General features: G+C 67.6%; 18 protein-coding genes. 16 read left to right on the top strand and 2 right to left on the bottom strand.

What is annotated here, in order from left to right; genetic code table 11:
- Positions 1-296 precede the first annotated feature (296 nt).
- Positions 297-1,517: a trans-sulfuration enzyme family protein gene (locus AC1AYP_RS09905; RefSeq protein ID WP_476547747.1), complete on the bottom strand. Its 1,221-nt coding sequence runs from the start codon at positions 1,515-1,517 to the stop codon at positions 297-299.
- Positions 1,518-1,942: 425 nt separating this feature from the next.
- On the opposite strand from AC1AYP_RS09905, the gene AC1AYP_RS09900 reads away from it, so the two are divergent.
- From AC1AYP_RS09900 to AC1AYP_RS09885, 4 genes are all read left to right on the top strand, one after another.
- Positions 1,943-2,527 (top strand): LemA family protein, encoded by a 585-nt coding sequence (locus AC1AYP_RS09900; protein ID WP_476502855.1) that lies wholly within the window; start codon positions 1,943-1,945, stop codon positions 2,525-2,527.
- A 52-nt stretch (positions 2,528-2,579) separates the two neighbouring features.
- Complete coding sequence (locus AC1AYP_RS09895) at positions 2,580-4,850, top strand: DUF2207 domain-containing protein (RefSeq protein ID WP_476547746.1); 2,271 nt, start codon at positions 2,580-2,582, stop codon at positions 4,848-4,850.
- Between the two features lie 184 nt (positions 4,851-5,034).
- On the top strand, positions 5,035-7,200 hold the full coding sequence (locus AC1AYP_RS09890; RefSeq protein ID WP_476547745.1) for a DUF2207 domain-containing protein: 2,166 nt from the start codon (positions 5,035-5,037) through the stop codon (positions 7,198-7,200).
- Between the two features lie 154 nt (positions 7,201-7,354).
- Positions 7,355-8,218: an aldo/keto reductase gene (locus AC1AYP_RS09885; RefSeq protein WP_476547744.1), complete on the top strand. Its 864-nt coding sequence runs from the start codon at positions 7,355-7,357 to the stop codon at positions 8,216-8,218.
- A 9-nt stretch (positions 8,219-8,227) separates the two neighbouring features.
- Here the strand turns inward: AC1AYP_RS09885 and AC1AYP_RS09880 are convergent, their stop codons facing one another.
- Entirely contained in the window at positions 8,228-9,733 is a 1,506-nt protein-coding gene (locus tag AC1AYP_RS09880; RefSeq protein WP_476547743.1) for an aminotransferase-like domain-containing protein, read from the bottom strand.
- A 548-nt stretch (positions 9,734-10,281) separates the two neighbouring features.
- Between AC1AYP_RS09880 and AC1AYP_RS09875 the strand changes: the two genes are divergently transcribed.
- From AC1AYP_RS09875 to AC1AYP_RS09820, 12 genes are all read left to right on the top strand, one after another.
- Complete coding sequence (locus tag AC1AYP_RS09875; RefSeq protein ID WP_476547742.1) at positions 10,282-11,007, top strand: LysE/ArgO family amino acid transporter; 726 nt, start codon at positions 10,282-10,284, stop codon at positions 11,005-11,007.
- Positions 11,008-11,064: 57 nt separating this feature from the next.
- Positions 11,065-12,690, top strand: coding sequence for a peptidase U32 family protein (locus AC1AYP_RS09870; protein WP_476502849.1), 1,626 nt, complete (start codon positions 11,065-11,067; stop codon positions 12,688-12,690).
- A gap of 95 nt (positions 12,691-12,785) precedes the next feature.
- On the top strand, positions 12,786-13,838 hold the full coding sequence (locus tag AC1AYP_RS09865; protein WP_476502848.1) for a purine nucleoside phosphorylase YfiH/LACC1 family protein: 1,053 nt from the start codon (positions 12,786-12,788) through the stop codon (positions 13,836-13,838).
- 108 nt (positions 13,839-13,946) lie between these two features.
- Entirely contained in the window at positions 13,947-14,771 is an 825-nt protein-coding gene (locus AC1AYP_RS09860; protein ID WP_476502847.1) for an IspD/TarI family cytidylyltransferase, read from the top strand.
- Positions 14,772-14,850: 79 nt separating this feature from the next.
- Positions 14,851-15,507 (top strand): pyroglutamyl-peptidase I, encoded by a 657-nt coding sequence (locus tag AC1AYP_RS09855; protein ID WP_476502846.1) that lies wholly within the window; start codon positions 14,851-14,853, stop codon positions 15,505-15,507.
- Between the two features lie 187 nt (positions 15,508-15,694).
- Positions 15,695-17,161 carry a cell division protein gene (locus AC1AYP_RS09850; protein ID WP_476547741.1) on the top strand — a complete coding sequence of 489 codons (1,467 nt, stop codon included), beginning with the start codon at positions 15,695-15,697 and terminating at the stop codon, positions 17,159-17,161.
- 152 nt (positions 17,162-17,313) lie between these two features.
- The gene (locus AC1AYP_RS09845; protein ID WP_476547740.1) at positions 17,314-18,663 is read left to right on the top strand and encodes a C1 family peptidase; all 1,350 of its coding nucleotides are present in this window, start codon (positions 17,314-17,316) and stop codon (positions 18,661-18,663) included.
- Positions 18,664-18,838: 175 nt separating this feature from the next.
- Entirely contained in the window at positions 18,839-19,972 is a 1,134-nt protein-coding gene (locus tag AC1AYP_RS09840; protein ID WP_476547739.1) for a 3-deoxy-7-phosphoheptulonate synthase, read from the top strand.
- Positions 19,973-20,056: 84 nt separating this feature from the next.
- Positions 20,057-21,247, top strand: coding sequence for a 3-deoxy-7-phosphoheptulonate synthase (locus tag AC1AYP_RS09835; protein WP_476545084.1), 1,191 nt, complete (start codon positions 20,057-20,059; stop codon positions 21,245-21,247).
- A gap of 359 nt (positions 21,248-21,606) precedes the next feature.
- Complete coding sequence (locus AC1AYP_RS09830) at positions 21,607-22,926, top strand: MFS transporter (RefSeq protein WP_476545085.1); 1,320 nt, start codon at positions 21,607-21,609, stop codon at positions 22,924-22,926.
- Positions 22,927-23,059: 133 nt separating this feature from the next.
- On the top strand, positions 23,060-23,806 hold the full coding sequence (gene mtnN, locus AC1AYP_RS09825; protein ID WP_476547738.1) for a 5'-methylthioadenosine/S-adenosylhomocysteine nucleosidase: 747 nt from the start codon (positions 23,060-23,062) through the stop codon (positions 23,804-23,806).
- Positions 23,807-23,990: 184 nt separating this feature from the next.
- Positions 23,991-25,397 (top strand): sensor histidine kinase, encoded by a 1,407-nt coding sequence (locus AC1AYP_RS09820; protein ID WP_476547737.1) that lies wholly within the window; start codon positions 23,991-23,993, stop codon positions 25,395-25,397.
- The last annotated feature ends 64 nt before the right edge of the window (positions 25,398-25,461 follow it).

Genomic DNA, 25,461 nt, shown 5'->3' with positions numbered 1-25,461 from the left:
CGCCAAGCCGGCGCGCCGCGGCCTTATAGCCATGGCCCTCATGGAAGACACCAACGACGAGCCGCATGAAACCATCGTCATAACGACGCCTGCGATTCCCGGACATGAGAAACCGCACCTCCAATCATCGAATCCGAATTACTTCAGTCCAACAATCAGGGTGCGGTTCAGACGAGGGGGCTGTCAGACGAAGTCTGACTGGGGGAGAGACCTGAACGCAAAACGAGGGGTGGATGCCGACCCATATGTGGACCGGCATCCACCCCTCGTTTGTTCTCCCGCGTATGTCGACCGCGCTACAGCCCGGCCTCGGCGAGGGCGTGGTCGATGTCGCGGATGAGGTCGTCGGTGTCTTCGAGGCCCACGGCCAGGCGGAAGAATCCGCGATGGAACTCCTCCGGGTACAGGTACTGACGTTCGTCGTCCTCGCCGAGGAACACGATGAGGCTTTCGTCATGGCCGAGCGAGACGGCGGACGTGATTACGTTGAGCTTGCTGACGAACCGGTTGTGCCCGTCATGGTCGGTGTCAAGTCCGAACGAGAGGACGCCGCCGAAGCCCGCGTCCGGGCGGGCGAGCTGTCGCGCCGCCACGTCGTGGTGCGGATGCGATTCGAGTCCCGGGTAGGCGACGAACCGCACCTGCGGCAGGCTTTCCAGATGCTTCGCGATGGCCAGCGCGGACGCGTTGTGCTGGCGCATGCGCAACGGCAGCGTGACGGATCCGCGGTTGATGAGCCACGCGTTGAACGGCGAGATGATGCCGCCGTAGTTCACCTGGTAGGTGAAGCGGATCTGGTCGGTGAGCTCCTTGCGGGTGGCGATGGCGCCGCCGAGCGCGTCGCCGTGCCCGTTGATGTATTTGGTGAGGCTTTCGATGATGATGTCCGCGCCGAGGTCGGCGGGGCGCACGTTGAACGGCGAGTTGAACGTGTTGTCGACGGACAGCAGCGCGCCGGCGTCGTGCGCGAGCTTGGCCGCCGCCTCGATGTCCGTGACCTTGAGGGTCGGGTTGGCGGGCGTCTCGATGTGCACGAGCTTCGTGTTCGGGCGGATCGCGCGTTCGATGTTCCGCGGATCGGACGTGTCGACGATCGACGTCTCGATGCCGTACTTCTCCGGCAGGATCTGGTTGAGCAAACGGTAGGCGGCGATGTACGTCGTGTCGGAGAAGATCGCGTGGTCGCCGCGGTTCAGCAGCGTGGTGAACGTGGCGGCGAGGGCGGCGACGCCGGAAGCGAGCACGACCGCGTCCTCGGTGCCTTCCAGGTTCGCGAGCTTCGCCTCCAGATAACGCTGGTTCGGATGGCCGTTGCGCGTGTACAGGTTCACGTCGGAGCTGGACCAGTTGATGTCGGAGGGGTCGTAGGGCAGCGCGTAGGCGTTCGCCAGCGTGATCGGGCGGCGGATCGCGCCGGTCTCGGCGTCGACCCCGTTGCCGAGGTGGATGGATTTGGTCGCGAACCCGAGGGGCGTGCCGTCGAAGGATTCGCCATGATGTACGAGATCTGAGGTCATGGTTTCGGTTTACCAGCCGCGCGTCTCCCGCGCGAGTGCGCGTGGTCGGCGGGAATCCGCGGAATCGCAGGGGTTGATAGCCGCCCATAGGAAGAACCGTGCCCGCATGCCCCTCACGCTTCTCCACGCGGGGAATCCCCCCGCGCTCCGGGCCCATGGTGCGGCGAAAACCCCATGGTGCGGTGAACCGCTCATGGTGCGGTGGCGGGAAACGTTGGTATTCCGCCGTTATGGAGATTATGTGTTGCCGCACCATGGGAGTGTGGTCGGCGGTGACACGCCGGGCGGGGCGATGACCGGTGGATATCTACCGGTTTGTTGCGGGGCGTGGAAGAATGGGTGCAAGCGGTTACGGATGATCGCGGACGATTTGCGGGACATGGGCGCGTGGGTGCGGCCGTGTCCCCCGAGCGAAGGAGCGGGCCATGGGCGGTGCAGCGGTGGCGATAGTGATTGTGGTGGTGATTCTGGCGGTCGTCATCGGACTGGTCGCGTGGACGATCGCCGCCTATAACGGCCTCGTGCAGTTGCGCAATCGGGTCGGCAACGGCTGGGCGCAGATCGACGTGCAGCTGAAGCAGCGCGCCGACCTCATCCCGAACCTCGTCGAAACGGTGAAGGGGTATGCGGCGCACGAGTCCGGCGTGCTCACGCAGGTGACGGCCGCACGCGCCGGCGCGATGGCCGCCGCGGCCCCGGGCGCCACGATCGCCCAACGCGCCGCCGCCGAGAACCAGCTGTCGCGCGCGTTGCTCAACCTTACGGCCACGGCCGAGGCATATCCGCAGCTGCAAGCCAACCAGAACTTCGTGAACCTCCAGAACCAGCTGCAGGCGCTCGAGCAGAAGATCGCGTACGCGCGCCAGTTCTACAACGACGTGGTGATGAAGTACAACACGCGCATCGAGACTGTGCCGAGCAACATCATCGCGGGACTCTTCCACTTCACGCAGGCGCAGTACTTCGCCGCCGACGAGGCGAGCCGCGCCGTGCCGCAGGTGAGGTTCTGACCGGCGGCCGTACGGAACGGGGCGACAAGCTCGTGAAAGGAGGTGGACGACGATGCGCAGACGACTGATCAACGCCGTGTTCGGCGCGCTGATCGCCACGGCCGTCCTCGTGGGCATCCTCGTCATCAGCCATGTCGGCGGCGTCGACGGCGCGACGATGAGCTACCGGACCATCGACTACACGGCCGTCGCCACCGCCGACGGCGACCTCAAGGTCGTCGAGCACCTCGACTACAAGCTCAAGGCGCGCGAGGACGAGGACGGCCACACCAAACGCTGGAAGCAGCTCTACTGGCAGTACACGCTCGACCCGGAAAAGCTCACCGACATCACGGACATCAGCGTGCGCAACGCCACTACCGGCGAGACCTACACGCGCATCGAACCGCGGAACCCCGACCTTGTCGGCGACGGCACGTGGGACATCGAATACGCGAACCACTGGTACATCGCCGACGTGACCGACGGCGCCGACGACCCGCAGCCCTACGAACCCGGGGAGGACGGGCTCGCCACCGGCTACGGCGCGCCCAAGACCATCGAGATCGGCTGGAACATCCCCGCCGTCAAGGAGACCGACAGTCTGAGATTCGACGTCTCGTTCACCATGCACGACGTCGCCACGAAGCACCCGGACGTCACCACCTTCCAATGGGAGCCCATCGAAACCAGCAACCAGGTGCCCGCCGGCGTCATCACCGGCGTGGTGCGGTTCCCCGAAGGCGTCACGAAAGCCGACGCATGGAGCTGGCTGCACACCGAAAGCGTCAGCGGGACCAATACGGACGCCGAAGGCCTCACCGATGACGGCACCCTCCGCTTCACCGTCCACGACCTCAAGGCCGGCGGCTACATCAACGTCGTCGCCGCCTACGATTCCGAGCACGCCGGCACCGTGAAACGCTCCGATTCCCATATCGGGCTCGCCCGGCTCAAAGCGGACGAGAAAGCCAAGGAGCAGGCATGGCGAGACCGGCAACGCGGCGCCGCCCGACTCCGCCTCGCCACATGGGCGGGCCTCGCGCTCGCGGCCGTCGCGCTCATCGCATGGGCGCTCGCCGCCGTGTTCCGCACGCGCCGTCTCGCCGGCTACCACGGCTCCATCGAATACTGGCGTGATCCTCCCGGCGTCAGCCCCGCCTGCGCCGCCCGCCTCATCGACGCGGTCGACACGCCCCCGTCCGGCAAGACGGGGAAGACCGACAACCGTGCGCTCGCTGCGACCGTGATGGCGCTCGCCGTGAAGAAGGCCATCGCCATCTACCCCGGTTCCGCCGACCTGTACCGCGGCATCGATCTGAGCCGGGCGGACGCGGTCGGCATCTCCCGCATGATCGGCGCCGACCTGGGCAGGATCAACGCCGCGCGCTCCACCAGCACCATCGTCATCCTGCCCGCCGCACTCGGCGCGGGGCGTCCGGGGCTCGGCCTGTGCCGCTCCGAATCCGCCTGCCTGGACCTGCTCATCGCCATCTCCTACCGCGTGGGAGGCCCGGTGTTCGATCTCATGCAGATGCGCGCCGCCTGCAGGAAATGGAAGGACGGCTACAAGCCGCTCGGCGGGTTCGCCGCAGCCACGGAAAGCGAGTTCATCCTGCTCGACGCCACCCGGTCGACCGTTCCCAGCTACGCGACGCCCGGCATCCTCCTCGTGCTTCTCGGCTGCGCGCTGCTCGTCACCCCGGTCCTCACCTCGAACATCGCCGTGCAGCTGTGCGTGGGCACCCCGTCGTTCTTCACCGGCGTGTTCACGTTCCTGGCCAGCGCGCCCCTCACGCTCACCGCGCGCGGCCAGGACCTCGGCGGCAGATGCCTGGGGCTCAAACGCTATATGGAGGATTTCTCCGACTTCACCGACCGCGGCGCGGCCGACCTGGCCCTATGGGACTGGTACATGGTGTACGCGGCAGCGTTCGGCATCTCCCGGCGCATGGTGGCCGAACTCGCCAAGGCATACCCCGAGGTCGCCGACCCCGATTGGCTCGACGCGAACGGTTCCGGCTCCCTCTGGTATTGGAGCTACCGTCCGTACCGGTGGCGGAGCCGCCATGACGGTGCGGACACGTCCGGCACGTCCGGTTCCCCCATCGGTGCGGACGGATTCGGCGGGCCGGGCTCCGGCGGCTTCATGTTCGGCGGCGACTCGTTCGCGGCCGGTCTGGGCGACATCGGTTCGCAGCTGAGCTCCGGATTCGCGTCCGTCTCCTCCACGATCTCGGCCGCGGCGCCGTCCTCCGACGGCGGTTTCGGCGGGAGCGGCGGTGGAAGCGGTTTCGGCGGAGGCGGCGGCGGGTCGGGCGGCGGCTCCTCCGGTGGTCGCTGATTCGCGGAACGCCGCTATGTGATGCGCAGCGACGGGATGCTATGCGGAACGCCGCGACGTGATGCGCAGCGACGGGATGCCGCGGGATATGAACGGATGCGACGGGACACGCCGTACCGGTGGGATGATGGCGTACGGGCATGGAATCTCGAAGATCGGGGGCGACGGGACATGGCGACACGACATGGCAGGACGATGCGGCGGTCCGTCGGAAGACGGATCGGCGGCGCGCTGGTCGGCGGCCTCATCGTCGGGGGCCTTGGTCTTCGCCGTGATGTTCGCATCCGTCCACTTCGCCGTCCGGACCTCGCCGATCGGCTACCGCAGTCTCGACTACGAGATGGCGGTGCAACCCAACGGCGACCTCAAGGTCACGCAGCACATCGACGTGAGGCTCGACAAGCGCGACGGCGACGATCCGTGGAGACAGCTCTTCCAACGCTACGAGATCAACAGTTTCGATCTGACGGACATCACCGACATCTCCGTGCGCGACGCCGATACCGGCCAGACGTACACGCAGGAGGATCCGATCTCGCCGACCGACATTTCCGCCGACGCCCGATGGGACCGCTACCACGCCGGGCGCTGGTACATCGCCGACACGGACGCCCCATGGACGAACACCGGCCCGCAGGCGTACACGCCCGGCCGCGACGGACTCCCCATCTACGACGACCCCACGGCGTATCAGGACTACGCCAAGGTGCACGGCCTCGACGACTCGCCGACCAAGACCGTGGAGATCGGATGGAACATCCCCACCACCGTGAAGGCGCGCAGCATGCGCTTCGACGTGACGATGACCCTCGTGGGCACCGCCACCCTCTACCAGGACGTCGCGTCCTTCCAATGGGAGCCGATATCCATTGACAACACGATCCCCATCGGCACGGTGACCGGAACCATACGCTTCCCCGAAGGCGCCCGCGCGTCGGATTCATGGGGGTGGTTCCACTCCGCGGGAGTCTCGGAGATGTCGCGCGACACGGACGGCACCCTGCGGTTCGCCGTGCGCAACGTGAAGGCCGGGCGGCCTCTCGACATGGTCGTCGCCTACGACGCCGACGTGGCCCGGGACACCTCCCACGGCACGCGCGGCAGCCAATACAGGCCGGTCGGCACCTGGATACGGCACGATGACTGGGCGCAGCTGCCCTCGCTCAAACGGGAGGAGAGCGAGCGGGAACGGCAATGGCACGACCGTCAGCGGCGTAAGGCGACGACATGGGGCGTGGTCGCGGCGATCGGCGCGGCGCTCGCCATCGTCATGACGGCGTTCGCGCTGCGCGCGCTGCTCCGTTCGCTTCATCCCATGCCCGGCGGATCCGGCGGACCCGATGACACCACCGCGCCGGACCTCACGTATGTGCATGAGCCGCCGGATATCAGTCCGATCGGCGCCGCACGCATCGCCGAGATCCTCGGGCTGCCGGGGAAGGGCATGCCCGAAGGGCGTCGCCTGGCGGCCACCATCCTCGACCTCGCGCGCAGGGAAGCGATCGAACTCCGCACCGGTCCGGCGCAGGCCGTGACCATCACGATCCCGTCGCCGCGCCGGGAGCGTCACGACGGACCGCACCTGCGCCCGTACGAAGACAAGGCGCTGCTCCTGCTGGAAGGCGTCGCCGGACGTCTGGACCGTGACACGTTCGACCTGGACGAGATGTGCGCCGTCTGCCGTACCTGGAAGGACGGATCCGGACTGCTCGACGACTACGAGCGGGCCTGCAGGCGCGAATGCCGACGTCTCGGCGCTTCGGAACGTTCCGGGCGAATCGTCGGCGCGCTCGCCGCCGTCACCGGACTGTACGGCGTGGTCGCGGCGATCGTCGCCTGGAACGTCACCGGCGATCCCGTATCGGCGGCCATGTTCGTCGTCCCGTCGATCGCGATTGCCGTCGCCGCGGTGACGATCTGCCCCGACGAGACCCTCACCCGCAAGGGACGTCGGTACGCCCGCCGGGTGTACGGGCTCTACCGCTATCTGGAGGATTCCGGCGGTTCCGCCGATCGTGACTCCGCCGATCGTGACGCCGCCGATGCGGCGTTCCGGGACCGTCTGCTCGTGTACGCGACGGCCATGGGAGTCTCCGGCAAGGTGATGCACGGGTTCGCCGGGGCGTCCGGGGCCATCGGCGGCATCGGCGCGCAGCTGCGCGATCAGCTCGCCAGGGTCGCCGTCGCGATTTGGGCGGCGTCATCGGCAGTGTCGTCGACGTCGTCATCATCGGGCAGTGGTTCCGGCGGTGGTTCCGATGGCATCGGGAGCGACGTCGGCGATGCCGGAAGCGGCGGGTTCGACGGGACGGACGGCGGTTCCGGCGGCGGATCGTTCGGAGGCCGGTGAGATCCACGGTGAGATCCACGGTGAAATCCACGCGGATGCCTACGCTGGAACCGGCATGACGCGCGTCCGCCGCCTCACGGCCAACGAGAGAACGTGAGGCGTGACGGGCGCGACGACGACCAGCCAAGACGGGAACGCAAGGAAGGAGCGCACCATGGCGCTGTACCGCAATCTGGGACCATTCTCCACCACCGCGATCGGCCACGGCGAGATGCCGCTGACCATCGAGAACAACCGCGGGCACGAGGTCGGCATCGAAACGCTGCACGCCTCGCTTGACGCCGGCTGCCGCCACATCGACACCGCGTGGGCCTACTACACGCCCGGCGAGGAGGAACAGACCGGCGAAAAGCTCGTGCGCGAGGCGCTCGCCACGTGGAAGGGGCCGAAGAGCGAGGTGACCGTCGCCACGAAGATCGGTCTGCGCCGCGCATGGGAGGGCGACAAGCCGGTCTGGCCGCGCGACGGCAAGCCGGAGCATCTCATCGAATACGGCAAGCAGTCGGCGATGGCGCTCGGCGTCGACACCATCGACCTGCTCTACCTGCACCGCCACGATCCGGAGGTGCTGTACAACGAGTCCGTCGAGGCGCTCAAGCAGCTCGTCGACGAGGGCGTGGCCCGCGTGGCCGGCGTGTCCAACGCGTCGATCGAACAGATCGACATCGCGCGTTCGATCCTCGGCGACAAGCTCGTCGCCGTGCAGAACCAGTACTCGCCGATCCATCTGGAGACGCAGGACACGCTCGACTACTGCGCGAAGCTGGGCCTCGCGTTCGTGTGCTGGAGCCCGCTCGGCGGCTACCGCCACCCGTACGACGAATCCAAGTTCGACCCGTTCCGCGAGGTCGCGGCCGCGCACGGCGTGAGCTACCAGCAGGTCACGCTCGCGTGGGAGCTCGCCAAGGGCGACCACATGTTCGTCATCCCCGGCGCCCATCGCCCCGAGACGATTCTCGACTCCCTCAAGGCCGACCAGCTCGAACTCACCCCGGACGAGATGGCCAAGCTCGGCTGATTGCCGGTCTCATACCAATCCGGCCAGTACCTGCGCCGCCCCGGCGAACTCCTCCGGGGTGGTGTAGGCGTAGCTCAGGCGCAGGGCGTTGTCGCCCTCGAAATCGTAGATGTCGCCCGGATTGAGCAGCACGCCGCGCTCGGCGGCCTGCTGGAACAGCCGTCCCATACGCACCGGCTCGTCGAACGTGAGCCAGATGTAGAACCCGCCGTGCGGCACGTTCCAATGCGCGCGCCCGGCGAACAGCCGTTCCAGCGTCTCCAGCGCCGCGTCGCGCCGGCGGCGCAGTTCGGCGCGCAGACGCCCCAGATACTCCGTGTACAGCCCGCTTGTCAGGAACCGTGCGAACACCCATTGGCTGAGCGTGCTCGCGCCGTAGTCCATCTGCATCTTCACATCCGCGAGCCGGTGCACGATCCGCTCGTCGGCCACGATCCATCCGATGCGCAATCCCGGTGCGAGCGCCTTCGACGCGCTGCCCAGCGTGATCACCATGCCCGTCCCGTCATAGGATTTGAGCGCGCGCGGCGTGGACCCCTCGAAGACGAGATCCTGATACGCGCAATCCTCGATGATCGGCAGCCGGTGCGCCACGCACGCGTCGATAAGCGCGCGTCGGCGATTCTCGGGCATCGTCACGCCGGTCGGATTGTGGTTCGTGGGAATCGTATAGAGGACGGCGTCGCCGGCGCGCTCGTCGCGTTTCGCCATCCGCTGAGGTCCGGCCGGCGCATCCGTCTCCGTCGCGGCGGACAACAGTCCGTCCAGCGCGTCCACGTCGAGACCGTCGCCGTCCATCGGCACGCCGGCGAGCCGCATGCCCGCCGACTGGAACACCTGCAGCGACTTGATGTAGCTCGGCGCCTCCGCGTAGACGGTCGATCCGGCGGACAGCAGGCTCACCGAGATCATCTGCAATCCCTGCAATGCTCCCGAGGAGACGAGCACCTGTCCGGGGCTGCAGTCGACGCCCCAGTCGCGCATGTGCGCGGCGATCGCCTCCCGCAGCACGTCCAGACCCTCCGGCGGCGGGTAGCCGAGCGCGTCGATCTCGGCGGCCGCCTCGCCGGCCACGCGCCGCCACATGTCGCGCGGGAAGAGCCGTGGGTCGATCTCGCCGGTGCCCAGGCGCGTCTTCGTGCGGTCGAATTCGAGCCGGTTGATGGTCTGGATGGTCGCGTTGTTCGCCTTGAAGAATCCGGATGAGACGTAGTCCGCCCAGTCGGGCGCGCCGGGCAGCATCAGCGACCACGTGTTGCTCGCGATGCGCGTGCCGGCCCCGTGCCTGCCTTCGACGATGCCGTAGTCGGCGAGCTCCTGGACGGCCGCGATGATGGTGGACCGGTTCACGCCGAACGATTCGGCCAACGCGCGCTGACTGGGCAGCCTCGCGCCGATCGGCCACGCGCCGGAGGCGATGCGCCCGCACATGTAGTCGACGATCTGCTCGGTGACGGGCGTGGGACTCGTGCGGTCCGGGGCCCAGTCGATGTCGAGCGGCGTGGTACGCGGCATATGCGGCTCCTTGGTGGCTTGTCGGGTGTGGATGTTCCTCCTTGCCTCCCTCTGACGAGGGAGGTGGCATCGCGCAGCGATGACGGAGGGAGAGACCCCGGCCGTGGGCCGGTGGGGGAGGCGGATTCCGCGCCCCCTTCAGGGGGAGCTGGCGGCCGCAGGCCGGCTGAGGGGGTGTTTGGTTGGGTGGTAAATGCTTGCCTTGGCTGGTTGCCAAGTGTAATCGGTTGCGTAGGATATGGCAACGGTATTGGAATGATGCGGATTGCATGGCATGTGATTCGCATATGGCTGGTTGGCTGAATTGTGTTTGGCTGGTTTTGGCTGGGTGTGGATTGCCCAGCCAAAACCAAAAAGCCGGTTGAGGGGCTGCCGTGACTACCCCTCAGACGGCCTGCGGCCGCCAGCTCCCCTGACAAGGGGAGCCGAGAAACGGGTGGAACCGCGCGTAATGCGGGTACCGGCCACTGGCTCCCTGACCAGGGGAGCCGAGAAACGGGTGGAACCGCGCGTGACGCGGGTACCGGCCGAGGGAACGAGGAGCGAGGATGGGACTGTATATTCAAGGGCTCACGATGGGATTGGCGTACATCGCGCCGATCGGCATGCAGAACCTGTTCGTCATCAATTCGGCGTTGACGCGCACGCGCCGCAACGCGCTCATCACCGCGCTCATCGTCATCTGCTTCGACATGGCGCTGAGCCTGTCCTGCTTCTTCGGCGTGGGCGCGCTCATGCAGGCGCACCCGTGGCTGGAGAACATCGTGCTCGGTCTCGGCGGGCTCGTCGTCATCCGCATCGGCCTCGGCCTCGTCCTCCCCAAGCGTCGCACTACCGAACGCACCGCCGTCTCCGCTCCCGCCGGCGGAAGCTCCCGCGAAGCGGGTGAGGGTGGTCCGGCCGCAGGCCGCTCATCCGCGCCGGCCGGCTGTCCGGAGACCGCCCATCCCGCCGCCCGTCTCGGCGCACGCGGACTCATCGACACGATCGGCACCGCCTGCGCGGTCACCTGGTTCAACCCGCAGGCCATCATCGACGGCACGCTGATGCTCGGCGCGTTCGCCGCCACGCTGCACGCCGGGCAGACGACCCCGTTCATCACCGGCGTGGAGACCGCCTCCGTGCTGTGGTTCCTCGGCGTCACACTCGTCGTCAACGCGTTCGCCCACAAGTTCAGCCCGAAGATCATCGATATCCTCAACCGCGTGTGCGGCGGCGTCATCGCCCTCTATGGCGTCAAACTTCTCGTCGACTTCGCCCTCGCCGTCCTCTGACGCCGCCCCGTGTCCGCCCCGATCCGTCTCCCAGCGGGCCGCTACACTGTTGGGGTGATGAATACGAATGGCAACAACCCCCTGCGCATGCGCCGCAAGCCCGAAGTGCTCGCCCCGGCCGGCAACCTGCGCGGACTCAAGACCGCCGTCGACTACGGCGCGGACGCCGTCTACTGCGGCGGCAAGGCGTTCGGCATGCGCAGCGCCCCCAGGAACCTCAGCCTCGAGGACTTCGAGGAGGGCGCTCGCTACGCGCACGAGCGCGGCAGCCGCGTCTACGTGACGCTCAACGTGCTGCCCCGCAACGCCGAGGTCGAGGCGATGCGCGACTACATCGGCCAGTTGAAGGGCACCGGCATCGACGCGATGATCGTCACCGACATCGGCGTGATGATGATGGCCCACCAGATCGCCCCCGACGTCGAGCTGCACGTCTCCACCCAGGCCGGCGTCACCAACTACGGCGCCGCGCAGGCGCTCTACGAGTTCGGCGCGCGCCGCGTCGTGCTCGCCCGCGAGATGGACCTGCAGGCCGTGCGCGACATCCGCGCGCGCATCCCCGACGACATGGACATCGAATGCTTCGTGCACGGCGCGATGTGCATGGCGTTCTCCGGCCGCTGTCTGTTCTCCAACTACCTGACCGGCCGCGACGGCAACCACGGCGAGTGCGCGCAGCCCTGCCGCTGGAAGTACTCGATCGTCGAGGAGAAGCGTCCCGGCCAGTACTTCCCGATCGAACAGACCGAGGAGGGCGCGTACCTGTTCAACTCGCAGGACATGTGCATGCTCGACCACATCGACGACCTGATCGACTCCGGCGCCACCAGCCTCAAGATCGAAGGCCGTTCGAAATCCGCGTACTACATCGCCGCGATGACCAACGCGTACAAGACCGCCGTCAACGAATACATGGTTCAGCGCGGCTTCGAGACCGCGGACGGCGACGTCGTCAAGCCGTTCCGCGACCGCGTGATCCGCCCCGGCGACCCTGATTTCGCGAGCACCGCCGACGACGCGATCGAGAAGAACGCCGACCGCGCGTTCGCCGGCGTTCCCGGCGAGCCGCCGGTCGAAGGCGACTCCGAAGACGCCCCCGCCTCCGCCGTCGCGCCGTCCAGGACCGAGGACGCGGCCGCCCGCTCCGCCGGCGGCGCGCAGCTCGACCAGCTGAGCTACAAGGCCCGTTCCGCCCGCCGCAAGTCGAACACGCGCGAGGAGGTGCTGCCCGAAGGCTGGCACCACGCGAAATGCCGCCCCGCGCCGCACGTCGAACTGCCCGGCTGGCTGCTCGACGAACCCGACAAGGTGGCCCACCGCGACTACTCCACCGGCTTCTACTATCCGGAGCGCAAGGTGACGCAGAACACCAACCGCTCCGCCTACTTCCGCGCGTGGATGGTCGTCGGCGAAGTGCTCTCGTGGAGCCCGGAACGCGGCGGCCGCGCGACCATCATGAGCCGCAACAAGATCGAACCCGGCCAGGAGGTCGAATTCCTGCTGCCCGGCGAGGCCCCGCTCGCCTACACGGTGCCCGGCACCGGGCTCGAGGACGCGGACGGCGTGCCCGTCGCCGCGATCAACAACCCGGCGCACGTGTTCTCGCTGCCATGCCCGCACGAGGTGCCCGAGAACGCGGCCATCCGCTCGCGCACGAAGAAACCCACGCTGAAGGCCGAATGACCATGCACCCCTCGCAACGAAGTCCGATCCCGAAAACCGGGGAAATCGACAGCGGACCCGCCTGCGAGGGGTACCCACCCCAAGGAGACACCATCATGAGTGAAATCGACGAGACGATCCTCGACTCGAACCAGATCAGCTCCACCGACAAGGCGGGCCGCCCCATCCCCGTCACCATCCCGATCGCGCTCGCGCCCGGCGTGACCGTCGTCTACACGACGCGCCTCGGGGGACTCTCGACCGGCGACTTCGGCAACCTCAACCTCGGCGGCAAGTCCGGCGACGACCCGGAGGCCGTCCTTTCGAACCGCATCGCGCTCGCCGAGGCGGTCGGCGCACGCCTCTCGCTCGTCTCGCAGGTCCACTCCGGCAAGGCCGTCGACGTGGATGAGGCGTTCGAGATCAACACGCCGTTCGGCTTCGACGTCTCCGGCACACGCACCGGCGAGGCCGCCGCCGAAGCGACCGGCGAGCCGACCGAACCGACCACGCCGACCGAGCCGTCCGCCGCAGCGGCCGATGCCGCGCCGCACGTCGTCGAGGCCGACGGCCAGGTCACCGCACAGACCGGCGTCGCGCTCGGCATGTTCGCCGCCGACTGCCTGCCCGTGCTGTTCGCCGACCCCGTGAGCGGTGTGATCGGTGCCGCCCACTGCGGCCGTCGCGGCCTCGAACGCGGCGTCATCCAGTCGACCGTCGACCTGATGGCCGCCAAGGGCGCGAAACCGGAGAACATCGTCGCCACGCTCGGCCCGTGCATCTGCGGTGACTGCTACGAGGTGGGCGACGAGATCGCCGACACGTTCGTCAAGCGTTTCCCGCTCACCAAGACCGCGACGCGCTTCGGCGGCGCCGGCATCGACATCGCCGAGGCCGCGCGCATCGACCTCGCGTTCGCCGGCGTGCACCGCATCGTCGATTCGATGCCGCGCATCCACGCCGCCACCGAATACCTGGAGGAGGACGCCGAACTCGCCGAACTGTGCCGCGCCGACGGCGAAGGTCCGACCGAGTTGTCCGCGCGCATCGCGGCCATCCGCCACAGCATGTGCACGCTCGAGAATCCGCTGTGGTACTCGCATCGCCGCGCCGCGAAGGCTGGCAAGCGTCACGAGGGCCGTCTCCTCGCGCTCATCGTGCGCCACTGAGCCGTCGTCCCGCATAACGCCCCGCGCCCCGCGTCCGGCGGATATTCCGTGCAGATGCGCGTGTGATTTCCGTCACCGTGCCGGGGCGCGTTCTACGGTGGAGGCATTATGACTGAGAGAGAGAATATGAACCAGCCCGCGCCCGTCGTGGCGGTGGTGCTCGCCGCCGGATTCGGCACGCGATTCGACCCCGACAACCCCAAGCAGCTCGTCTCCGTCGGCGGCAAGCCGATCGTGTGCTGGAGCATCGAGGCGTTCGAGCGGTGCGCGCGCGTCACCGACATCGTCGTCGTCGTCAACCCGAAGGTGCGCGGCGAGGTGGAGCGGCTCATCGGCGAGGCCGCCTACGGCAAGGTGCGCGTCGTCATCGACGGCGGCGAGGAGCGCGTCGACAGCACGGCCGCCGCGCTCGACATGCTCGCCGCGGCCGGCATCCCCGACGAGGCGAAGATCCTCATCCACGACGCGGTGCGCCCGTTCGTCTCGCAGGAGTCGATCGACGGCTCGATCGACGCGCTCGACGAGTTCCGCGCCGCGACCGTCGCGTTCGCGTCCACCGACACCGTGCTGCTCACGCGCGACCTCGGCGACCGCAAGGTCGTCGCGAGCGTGCCGGACCGTCCGGACACGTACCGCGCGCAGACGCCGCAGTCGTTCCGTTTCGCGACGATCCGCCACGCCTACGAGCTGGCCGCCGCCGACCCGGACTTCCATCCGACCGACGACACGCGCGTCGTCGTCGACTACATGCCCGACGAGCCGGTCGCGATCGTCGCCGGCAGCGAGACGAACCTCAAGATCACGACGCTCGCCGACATCCCCGTCGCCGAGCGCATCGCCGCCGACCTCACGCACCACATGACGCGCGAGGAGGCGAAGGCGCGCATGCACGCCATGTTCGCCGGCGCCGCCGCCCAGATGCACCGCCGCTGAGCGCGCGTCGCGCGTCGCGGCGTCGCGGCGGCGGTGCGCGTGCGCGACCGGCCGGCCGCGGACGGGTACACTGGGTGCCATGCAACAGCTCAGTGTCGTGATCTCCGGCTTCGACCACTATGACGACGTCCGCGTCAACCCGTCCTACGAGGTTCCGAAACTGCTCGCCGAACGCGGCGTCGACGGGCTCGACGACGTGGAACTCAGCATCCGCGCGGTGAGCCTGCCCGTCAGCTTCGCCAAGGCGTGGCCCACGCTGCTCGCCGCCATCGAGGAGGCGAAGCCGAACATCGTCATCGCCACCGGGCTCAAGCACGCGGCACGCGGCGTGATGATGGAACGTTGCGCGACCAATCTCATGGACGCCGCCAAGCCGGACGCCGACAACGTGGCGCCGCGGCGCAGGCCGATCGATCCAGACGGTCCCGCCGCCTACTGGACGCGACTGCCGCTGCGCGCGATCATCGCCGATTTCGCGCACGACGGCATCCCCGCGACGTTGAGCTCCGACGCTGGCACGTTCGTGTGCAATTCGCTGTTCTACAACCTGCTCAACTGGGCGCACGGGCAGGAGCGCGTGCTCGCCGGATTCGTGAGCTTCCCGCTCGTCAACGAGTCGCCCCACCCGCAGCATGGCCTGCCGCTGCGCCAGCTCGTCGCCGCCGGCGGCGACGTGGTGCGCGAGACGGTGCGCTACTACCGCCGGCCCAGTTCCAAGGAGATCCTCATCGCGTGACGTGCGCATGGTGCGTGCGTGCGTGACGTGCGCGGTTGCGTGACGCGCCGGCATCGAACGAAAATGGATGATGCTGTGTGCATTACGGACGTGTTCAGCCTGTTCCCAGCCGCGATGGGATACGATTTTGCTCGATATGCCCGTAGGGCAAGGGTAGAGCGACGTGATGGAGCCGAAAGGATCAGACATGGATCAGTTCCCGATCGTGTTGAGGGGTTACGACAAGGACAAGGTGGACGAGGCCTTCGCCGCCGCGCAGGAGCGCGTGCGTCAGGCGCAGCGCACCCTCGCCGGCATGCGCGAGCAGATCGCGGCCGACGACGACCGCATCCTGCAGCTGCAGGCGCAGCTGGAGGAGGAGAAGAAGCGCAAGCCCACCAAGAACAGCTTCGCCTCGCTCGGCGCCAACGCGCAGCAGATGCTCGCCTCCGCCGAACAGACCTGCTCCGAACTGCTCGAACGTGCCAAGGCCGACGCCTCCACCACGCGCAAGGCCGCCCAGGCCCAGGCCCAGACGCTCATCAACAACGCCAAGCTCGATGCCCAGCACATCGTCGGCGACGCCAACCAGAAGGCCTCCTCGATCCTCGACCAGGCCAACAACGAGGCCGAGACCATCACCACCACCGCCCGCAACGACGTCGCCCAGCTGCGTGCCGAGACCGCGAAGAACGTCACTGAACAGCGCCAGACCGTCGAACTCGAACTGCGCAACTCCCGCGAGGAGCACAACAAGAAGCTCGCCTCCGAGCGCGCCTCGCAGGAGCGCGAGCTGTCGGACCTCAAGGCCACCGCCACCGCGCAGATCGCCGCCCAGCGCAAGAGCACCAACGAGGAGCTCTCCCGCCTCAAGTCCGAGGCGAACGACCAGATCGAGGCGGCGCTCGCCGAGGCGAACAAGAAGCTCGCCGACGTGCGCGAGCAGGTCTCCAAGATGATGACCGACGCCCAGCGCAAGGCCGGCGAGATCACCGACGAGGCCAAGTCGAAGGCGCAGGAGATCACCGACGACGCCGAAGTGCACCGCACGAAGACCATGAGCCAGGTGAACGCCGAGGTCGAGCAGATCCGCACCGACATCGCCGCCCAGCAGGAGGAGGCCACCAAGAAGGTCAGCGAGCTGCTCGACAGCCTCGAGGAGCGCCGCACCGCCGCCAAGGACGAGGCCGACAAGCTCATCAGCCAGGCCAAGACCGTGCGCGAGGAGGCCGACTCCTACGCCGCCGCCAAGCGTTCCGACGCGGACGCCCAGGCCGCCGCCATCCTCAAGAAAGCCGGCGAGGAGGCCGAGACCCAAATCGAGGAGCGCCGCACCGCCGCGCAGGTCGAGCTCGACGGCCTCAAGAAGAACATCAAGGAGCTGCAGCAGCGCGAGGCGCAGATCACGCAGCGCGTCACCGAGCTGCGCTCCATGTTCACCAACGTGTTCTCCGGATTCCTCAACGACCAGGCCGCCGCTCCGGACGTGCCGGTGAACAACGCCGTGGCCGACGGCCAGCAGGCCGACGGCGACGCCGCGCCCGCCGACGCCCCGGCCGGGAACGCCGCCGGTGCCGATGAGGTCGACGACATCCCGGAGATCACCGACGGCGACGCCGGCGACCAGCAGCAGCCGGCCGCGCAGGACGCGCAGGGCGCCGAGCAGCAGCAGTAGCTGCAGTAATAGCAGACGGCGATAGGAGCCCCTGCATGCCGACCGGGACGGGTCGGCATGCAGGGGCTCCCGTGTTTCCGTCATCGCCATACGTCGAGTAAGCTGGTCCCGGTTGTTATCCGCCCACAAGGAAATCAAGGAGATAATCGGACATGACTGAACTGCAGCCGTTGAGCACCGACGCGTTGGACACCCTGCGTGAGGAGTTCGACGCCGACGGCACCAACCGTATGGCGATGAACGCGGTGACCGCCGCCGGCATCGACACCGTTGCCAAGAACTACGATCGCGCGCGCCTGCTGCAGCGCCGCTTCTCCACCGTCGTGGACAACGGCGAGGCCACCCACCAGGACCACTCCGGCCGCTGCTGGCTGTTCAGCTCCCTGAACGTGGCCCGCTTCGTCGCGAAGAAGAACCTGAACGTCAAGGAGTTCGAGTTCTCCCAGAACTACGCGATGTACTACGACAAGCTCGAGCGCGTCAACTACTTCCTGCAGGACGTGGCCGCCCTCGTTCGCGCCGGCGAGCCCGCCGACTCCCGTCTCGTCCAGCACCTGCTCGCCGACGTGATGGGCGACGGCGGCCAGTGGACGATGGCGATGAACGTCTACAAGAAGTATGGTGCCGTACCGAAGGACCTCTACCCGGAGACCGCCTCCTCGAAGAACACGGGCGCGATGAACACGCAGCTGCGCCACATGCTGCACACCGCCGTCGCCCGCATGTTCGCCGCCGAGGCCGCCGGCGAGGACGCCCGCATCGACGAGGTCATCACCGAGGCCCGCGCCGCCGGCCACCGCATCCTCACCATCCACCTGGGCGAGCCGCCGGTCTCCTTCGATTGGGAGTGGACCGACGCCGATGGCGAGTTCCACCGCGACGGCGAGATCACGCCGCAGGAGTTCTGGAAGAAGTACGTGGGCTCCGCCGATTTGGAGAGCTACGTCTGCCTCGTCGACGATCCGCGCAAGGAGCACCCGAAGGGCCGCAAGATCGCCATCGAGCACCTCGGTAACGTGGCCGGCGGCGACGCCACCGAATACCTCAACGTGCCGAACCAGTTCATGAAGGACTGCGTGAAGAAGATCCTCGTCGAGCAGGGCATCCCGGTGTGGTTCGGCGCCGACTGCCACCCGTTCATGGACCGCGAGTCCGGCGCGTGGGCCACCGACCTGTTCGAATACGGTTCGATCTACGACTTCGACTTCGACCTCGACAAGGAGGAGCGCGTGCGCTTCGCCGACTCCGCGATGAACCACGCGATGGCGTTCGCCGGCGTGGACGTCGCCGAGGACGGCGCCACCCGCCGCTGGCGCGTCGAGAACTCCTGGGGTACGAAGATCGCCGACAAGGGCTACTTCACGATGAGCGACGATTGGTTCACCGAGTACGTCTACGAGGTCGCCGTTCCCAAGGCGCTCCTGCCCGAGGAGTACCTTAAGGCCCTCGAAGAAGATGCCATCTCCCTGCCCGCATGGGATCCGATGGGCGCTTTGGCATAGCGAAGAGTCCCCGACTTCTTTCCGGCCGGCCGTTCCACGAAACGGCCGGCCGGTTTCGCATTTCGGGCACGGCACACTACAGTGAAGTGGTCGCCGCACGGTGCGGCGCGTATCGCGCATCGCATGTCGCATGCGCATATATCGAATGACTCATGGTCAAGAAAGGAGAGTCGGCATGGCAGCACTTCGTGGTCCGGACAGTTCCGAGGACGCGCGTCGTTTGGGGGAGCAGGCCGTCTTTCCCGAGACCGTCGACGTCAACATCCGTCAGCTCGACCCGATTCCCGCGCCGCGCGCGTTCCTGAGGGAGCTGCCGCTCACCGATGAGATGAGCGAACTGGTGCTCACCTCCCGCCAGCAGATCCGCGACGTCCTGCACGGCCGCGACGACCGTCTGCTCGTCATCGTCGGCCCTTGTTCGATCCACGATCCGAAGGCCGCGCACGAGTACGCGGAGAAGCTCGCCGCCGTGAACCGCGAGCTCAACGACCGCCTGCTCATCGTCATGCGCGTGTACTTCGAGAAGCCGCGCACCACAATCGGCTGGAAGGGCCTCATCAACGACCCGGACCTCGACGGCCGGTTCAACATCCGCAAGGGCATGTGGCTGGCGCGCAAGGTGCTCACCGACGTGCTCAACCTAGGCCTTCCCACCGCGACCGAATGGCTGGACCCGATTACCCCGCAGTACATCTGCGATCTGATCAGCTGGGGCGCGATCGGCGCGCGCAACACCGAATCGCAGGTGCATCGCGAGCTCGCCTCCGGCCTGTCGATGCCGGTGGGCTTCAAGAACGCGACCGACGGCTCGATCAAGCCGGCCGCCGACTCCTGCTATGCGGCCGCGTTCGAACATCATTTCCTGTCGATCAACCTGGACGGCCGCGTCATCTCGGCGGAGACGAAGGGCAATCCGGACTGCCATCTCGTGCTACGCGGCTCGAACCACGGCCCCAACTACGACAAGGCGTCCGTCGCCCAGGCGTTGGAGGACCTGAGGAAGTCGAAGGCGTCGGGCCCGAGCGAGCATGGTCTCGTCATCGACGCGGCGCACGGCAACTGCGGCAAGGACGAGGTGCGCGAGGCCGAGGTCGTCGAGGAGATCGCGCAGCGCGTCGCCGAAGGCGAGCCGGGCATCCTCGGCGTGATGATGGAGAGCTTCCTCGTCGCCGGCCATCAGAAGCCGGCGCCGCTCGACCAGCTCGTCTACGGCCAGTCGGTGACCGACTCCTGCGTGCCGTGGAACCGCACCGAGGAGCTGCTGCACACGCTCGCCGACGCGGTCGCCGCCCGTCGCGCCTCCCGCTGAACCCATCCGCCGCACTCTCCCGCCGCGGGCGATATCCGCTATCCTTGGGCACTGGATATGTGAGCCAAGGGAGAAGCGATCGTCATGCAGCAACAGCAGCCACTCAACAAGCCGGAGGATCTGAAGGCCATCCGCGAGGCGATGGACGCGGGCAAGAACCCGCTCGTCGCCACGGACGTGCCGCGCTGGGAGGACCAGGTCGGCGTCAGCCGCATCGTGAACCGGCGCGTGCTGGAGTTCGAGGTGCTGCCTACCCCGGCCCAGGTGCTCGCCGACCTGCCGCTCGGCCCCGAGGCACAGGAGATCGTCGCCTATTCGCGCGACGAGATCCGCGCCTGCCTGTACGGGCAGGATGACCGTCTGCTCGTCGTCGTCGGCCCGTGTTCGGTGCACGATCCGGCGGCGGCGCTCGACTACGCGCGTCGTCTCGCCAAGCTCAAGGACGAGCTCGACGGCCAGCTGCTCATCGTCATGCGCGTGTACTTCGAGAAGCCGCGCACCACCGTCGGCTGGAAGGGCCTCATCAACGATCCGGACATCGACGGCTCGTGCAACATCCGCAAGGGACTGCTGCTCGCGCGCAGGACGCTGCTCGGCGTGCTCGGCGAGGGTCTCGCCGCCGCCACCGAATTCCTCGAGCCGACCAGCCCGCAGTTCATCGCCGACGCGGTCAGCTGGGGCGCGATTGGCGCGCGCAACACCGAAAGCCAGGTGCACCGCCAGCTCGCGAGCGGGCTTTCGATGCCGATCGGCTTCAAGAACGCGACCGACGGCTCGGTCAAGGCCGCGTCCGACTCCTGTTTCGCGGCCGCGCAGCAGCACACGTTCTTCGGCATCGACCATCTGGGCCGCGCCGCCGTCGTCAAGACGCTCGGCAATCCCGACTGCCACGTCGTGCTGCGTGGCGCGAGTTCCGGTCCGAACTACTCGCGCGAGGACATCGCCGCCGCGTTGGAGACGATCCGCACACGCATGCCCGCCGACTCCGCCGCCGCGCACGGCGTGATCGTCGACTGCTCGCACGGCAACTCCGGCAAGGACGAGCATCGCCAGGCGCAGGTGGTGCGCGAGATCGCCGCGCGCATCGCCGCGGGGGAGCAGGGCATCACCGGCGTGATGATGGAGAGCTTCATCGAAGGCGGCAACCAGCCGGCCGCGCCGCTCGACCAGCTCGTCTACGGCAAGTCGATCACCGACAAGTGCCTGAGCTGGGAGGATACGGAGACGCTGCTGCGTGAACTCGCCGAAGCGGTCGCCACGCGCCGCTGGCGGTGAGGGGGGCCGGGGTCTACCCCTCAGTCGGCCTGCGGCCGCCAGCTCCCCTGTCAAGGGGAGCCGAACCGGTTCTCGTACACGATCGAGCCGGCTCCCCTGTCAGGGGGAGCCGAAGCTTGGTGATGCCGAGGGGTAGCCAAAATACATGGAACGTGGTCCACAATGTGAGCAGTCTCACCGCGGGGTCCGGACGGCGAGTAGACCAATAGGCAGCACAGCGGTGTGCGGACGCCGCTGCAGCCACAAGCCGCCAGCCCGCGCTCCGCGCACCCTGCCGATTCCCCGCGGCGCGACGCATACCGCGCATGGCCCGCGGGGATGAATCCGAGAGATTCATTCAAGAGGGGTTACATCACATCATGTCCGCAACCGCAGTCGCATCCACGGCAACCTCGGCGAAGAAGGACTCCGTTCCCGAGATCATCGCCGCATCGATGGTGGGCACCGCCATCGAGTTCTACGACAACTACTGCTATTCCATCGCGTCCGCCAGCTACTTCGGCGCGATCTTCTTCCCGGCCGCCACCAAGGCCAACCCGGCCATCGGCACCATGCTCGCGTTCCTCACGTTCGCCGTGTCCTTCCTCGCCCGCCCGTTCGGCTCCATGCTGTTCGGCCACTTCGGCGACAAGATCGGCCGCAAGACCACGCTCGTCGTCGCGCTGATGACGATGGGCATCTCCACGTTCCTCGTCGGCTGCCTGCCCAGCTACGACCAGTTGGGCGTGCTCGCCATCATCATCCTGTGCATCTGCCGCGCCTGCCAGGGCGTCGGCCTCGCCGGCGAATGGTCCGGCGCCGCCCTCGTCGCCACCGAGAACGCCCCGGCCCACAAGCGCGCCCTGTACGGCTCGTTCCCGAACCTCGGCGCCCCGATCGGCTTCTTCTGCGCCTACGGCCTGAACCTGCTGCTCGACTCCACGCTCGGCCCGGAGACGATGCAGGCCTGGGGCTGGCGTGTCCCGTTCCTGTGCTCCGCCGTGCTCGTCGCCATCGGCCTGTATGTGCGTCTGCGCATGACCGAGACCCCGATCTTCCGCAAGGCCGTCGCCAACGACCGCGTCGTCAAGCACCCGCTGCGCTCGCTCGTGCCGTACTGGAAGGAAGTCCTTCTCGGCACCTTCGCCATGGGCATCACCTACACGCTGTTCTACGTGCTCGGCACCTGGTCGCTGAGCTACGGCGTCAAGGTCATGCAGCCGGCGTTCACGCAGAACGAGTACCTCGCCATGCAGATGACCTCCGTGGTCTTCTTCGCGATCTTCATCCTCATCTCCTGCGTCTACTCCGACCGCATCGGCCGCAAGAAGGTGCTCATCACCACCACCGCCCTGACGTTCGTCTTCTCGCTGTTCGCGATGCATCTGCTGCAGCACAACGTCGTCACCGTCATGGTGTTCCTGTGCGTCGGCTTCGCGCTCATGGGCTGCCTGTTCGGACCGTGCGGCGCCTACCTGCCGGAGCTCTTCCCGACCAACGTGCGCTACTCCGGCGCGGGCCTGAGCTACAACCTCGCGGCCATCCTCGGCGGCGCGTTCGCCCCGTCCATCGCCACCGCCCTGGTGCAGTCGACCGGCTCCGTCGTGTCCGTCGGCTGGTACATGGCCATCATGGCCGCCCTCGCGCTCGTCGCCCTGTTCCTCATCAAGGAGAGCAAGGACAAGGACTACGAGGCCTGAGCCCATCCGATCCACACCCCCTCAGTCGGCTTCGCCGCCGGCTCCCCCTGAAGGGGGCGCGGAGAGAGATCTGACCATAATCTCCCCTATGCTCGGTTGCGGAAACGCACATCGAGCATAGGGGAGATTTCGTATGACCGGCAAGCATATCGCGTCCGCCGCGGCGGTATCCACCAGGACCATCGCGATCATCGGCGCGCTGGACGAGGAGGTGGCGCTCATCGCCGCCGCCCTCGGGCACGTCGAACACGACCATGCCGCCAGCCTCGACGTCACTCGCGGCACGATCGCCACGAACAAGGGCGAGGAGCTCACCGTCGTCGCCACCGTGGGCGGCATGGGACTCGTCGCCGCCGCCGCGACCACGCAGCATCTCATCAGCACGTACGCGCCGGACGCCGTCATCTTCTCCGGCATCGCCGGCAACCTCAACCGCGAACTGCACGTCAACGATGTCGTGCTCGGCGGCACGCTGCGCTTCCTCGACACCGACATGCGCCTCGTCGGCCAGTGGAAGCCCGGCACGCCCGACGCGCCCGTCACCGAATTCCATTCCGACGACCATCTGCTCCACATTGCCGACGAGGCGCTTGACGCGGCCGGCACCAAGCACATCGCCGGCATCATCGCCTCCGGCAACTACTTCGTCGACTCGCCCGAGCAGGTGAGCCGCGTCATCCACGACACAGGTGCCGACGCGGTCGAGATGGAAGGCGCGGCGGTCGCGCAGGTCGCCGCGCGCAACGACGTGCCCGCGCTCGTCATCCGCGCTCTGTCCGACAACGCGGACACCGACTACGAGGTGTTCAAGGAGTTCGACATCAGCGAGTACGCGGACACCGCCGCGACTCTCGCCGTCGACATCCTGCGCCGCATGTGAGGTCGTCGCGGCCCGCTTTTCATGACGTCGTCTTTCCGGGAAGATGAACATCCGCTGAACTTACGTAGCCTGGCGTGTAACCTACGTGTTCTCCAGTTAGTCTGGAAGGGCAAACGTTTTCAGCCGGCGGCCGCGCCGACGTCCCGTCGCGCGCGCCGCCGGCCTTCCGGCAGTGAGGTGGACCATGGTCTGGTGGCAGGTGCTCGTTCTGGTCGCGCTTGTCGCGGCGGTCGCGGCGATCGCCGCCTGGCGCGACGGCATGGAGCGCGGCGAGCGCGTGGGGCGCGAGACGCGCCCGCACGTCGCCGCCCCGCTCGGCCCCGGCGACGTGCTGTTCGGCGGCGAACCGTCGGTGCGCGCACGTGAGGAGGCGTTCGTCGCGGCGATCCCCGAGGCGGTGATCCTCGTCGACGGCGAAGGCGACATCCGGTACATGACGAAGGACGCCGCGGAATTCGGCATGAACGAGTCGCGCCATCTCGCGGACGACGACGCGCTCGGCATCCTCGCGCGCGTCGCCGCGGACGGCAAGACGCGCGAACGCGAGATCGAGCTGCCGATCGAGGGCGTGCACACGATGGCCGGCGCGAACGGCAACTCCGGCCGCGGCGTCGAGGCAGGCAAGACGATGCCGTCGAACATCCGCTACCTGAGGCTCAGGGTGAGCGCGATCGGCGACGACCTGTACGCGGTCCTGCTGAGCGACATGAGCGAGCAGCGCCGGTTCGAGGCGATGCGACGCGACTTCATGACGAACGTCTCGCACGAACTCAAGACGCCGGCCGGCGCGATCTCCCTGCTCGCCGAGACGATCGGCGACGCCGCCGACGATCCGGACGCCGTGCGCTACTTCGCCGGACGCGTCTCCAAGGAGTCGACGCGGCTCACCGAACTCGTCCACCGCCTCATCGACCTGCAGAAGGCACAGGACGCGACCGGCATGCTCGATCCGAAGCGTCTCGGCGTGCTCGCCGTCGCGCGCAAGGCCATCGCCGAGAACCAGGTGCAGGCGGACGGGCGGCACATCGCGCTCGAACTGCATTACGACGGCGTGCAGGTGCCGGTCGACGCCGCCGCGCCGGGGGAGCGGGACGCGATCGTCTCGTGCGACGAGGATTCGATCACCACCGCCGTGAAGAACCTCGTCGAGAACGCGATCCACTATTCGCCCGAGCACACCACCGTGCGCATCGCCGTGGGCGCGCGCGACGGCAAGGTGCGCATCCGCGTCATCGACCAGGGCATCGGCATCCCCGCCGAATCCCTCGACCGCATTTTCGAACGCTTCTACCGGGTCGACCCGGCGCGTTCGCGGGCCACCGGCGGCACAGGGCTCGGCCTCGCCATCGTCAAGCACTGCGTCGCCGACTGCGGCGGCACCGTGTCCGTGTGGTCGCATGAGGGGGAGGGTTCGACGTTCACGATCGAGCTGCCGCTTGACGCGGACCAGACGCCGCTCGACGCGGGCGGCTCGGATGCCGCGGATGCTGCGGAAGATCGGGAAGCGAGCGCCTCAAAAAACGTAGTCAGTGATGATGTCAGCGTCTCTGATACGCATAAAGACGGGAATGAAGCCGAAACTGACGCGTGATTATTACGTAGTCGAGATTGGAGGCGGATGAACCGTGGGCGAACGACTAGGATTGTCCACGTAA

The sequence above is a fragment of the Bifidobacterium sp. LH_424 genome (genome assembly GCF_056356895.1).
Note: the sequence above shows the minus strand (reverse complement) of the source record. Positions and strands in the feature narration are given on the sequence as shown.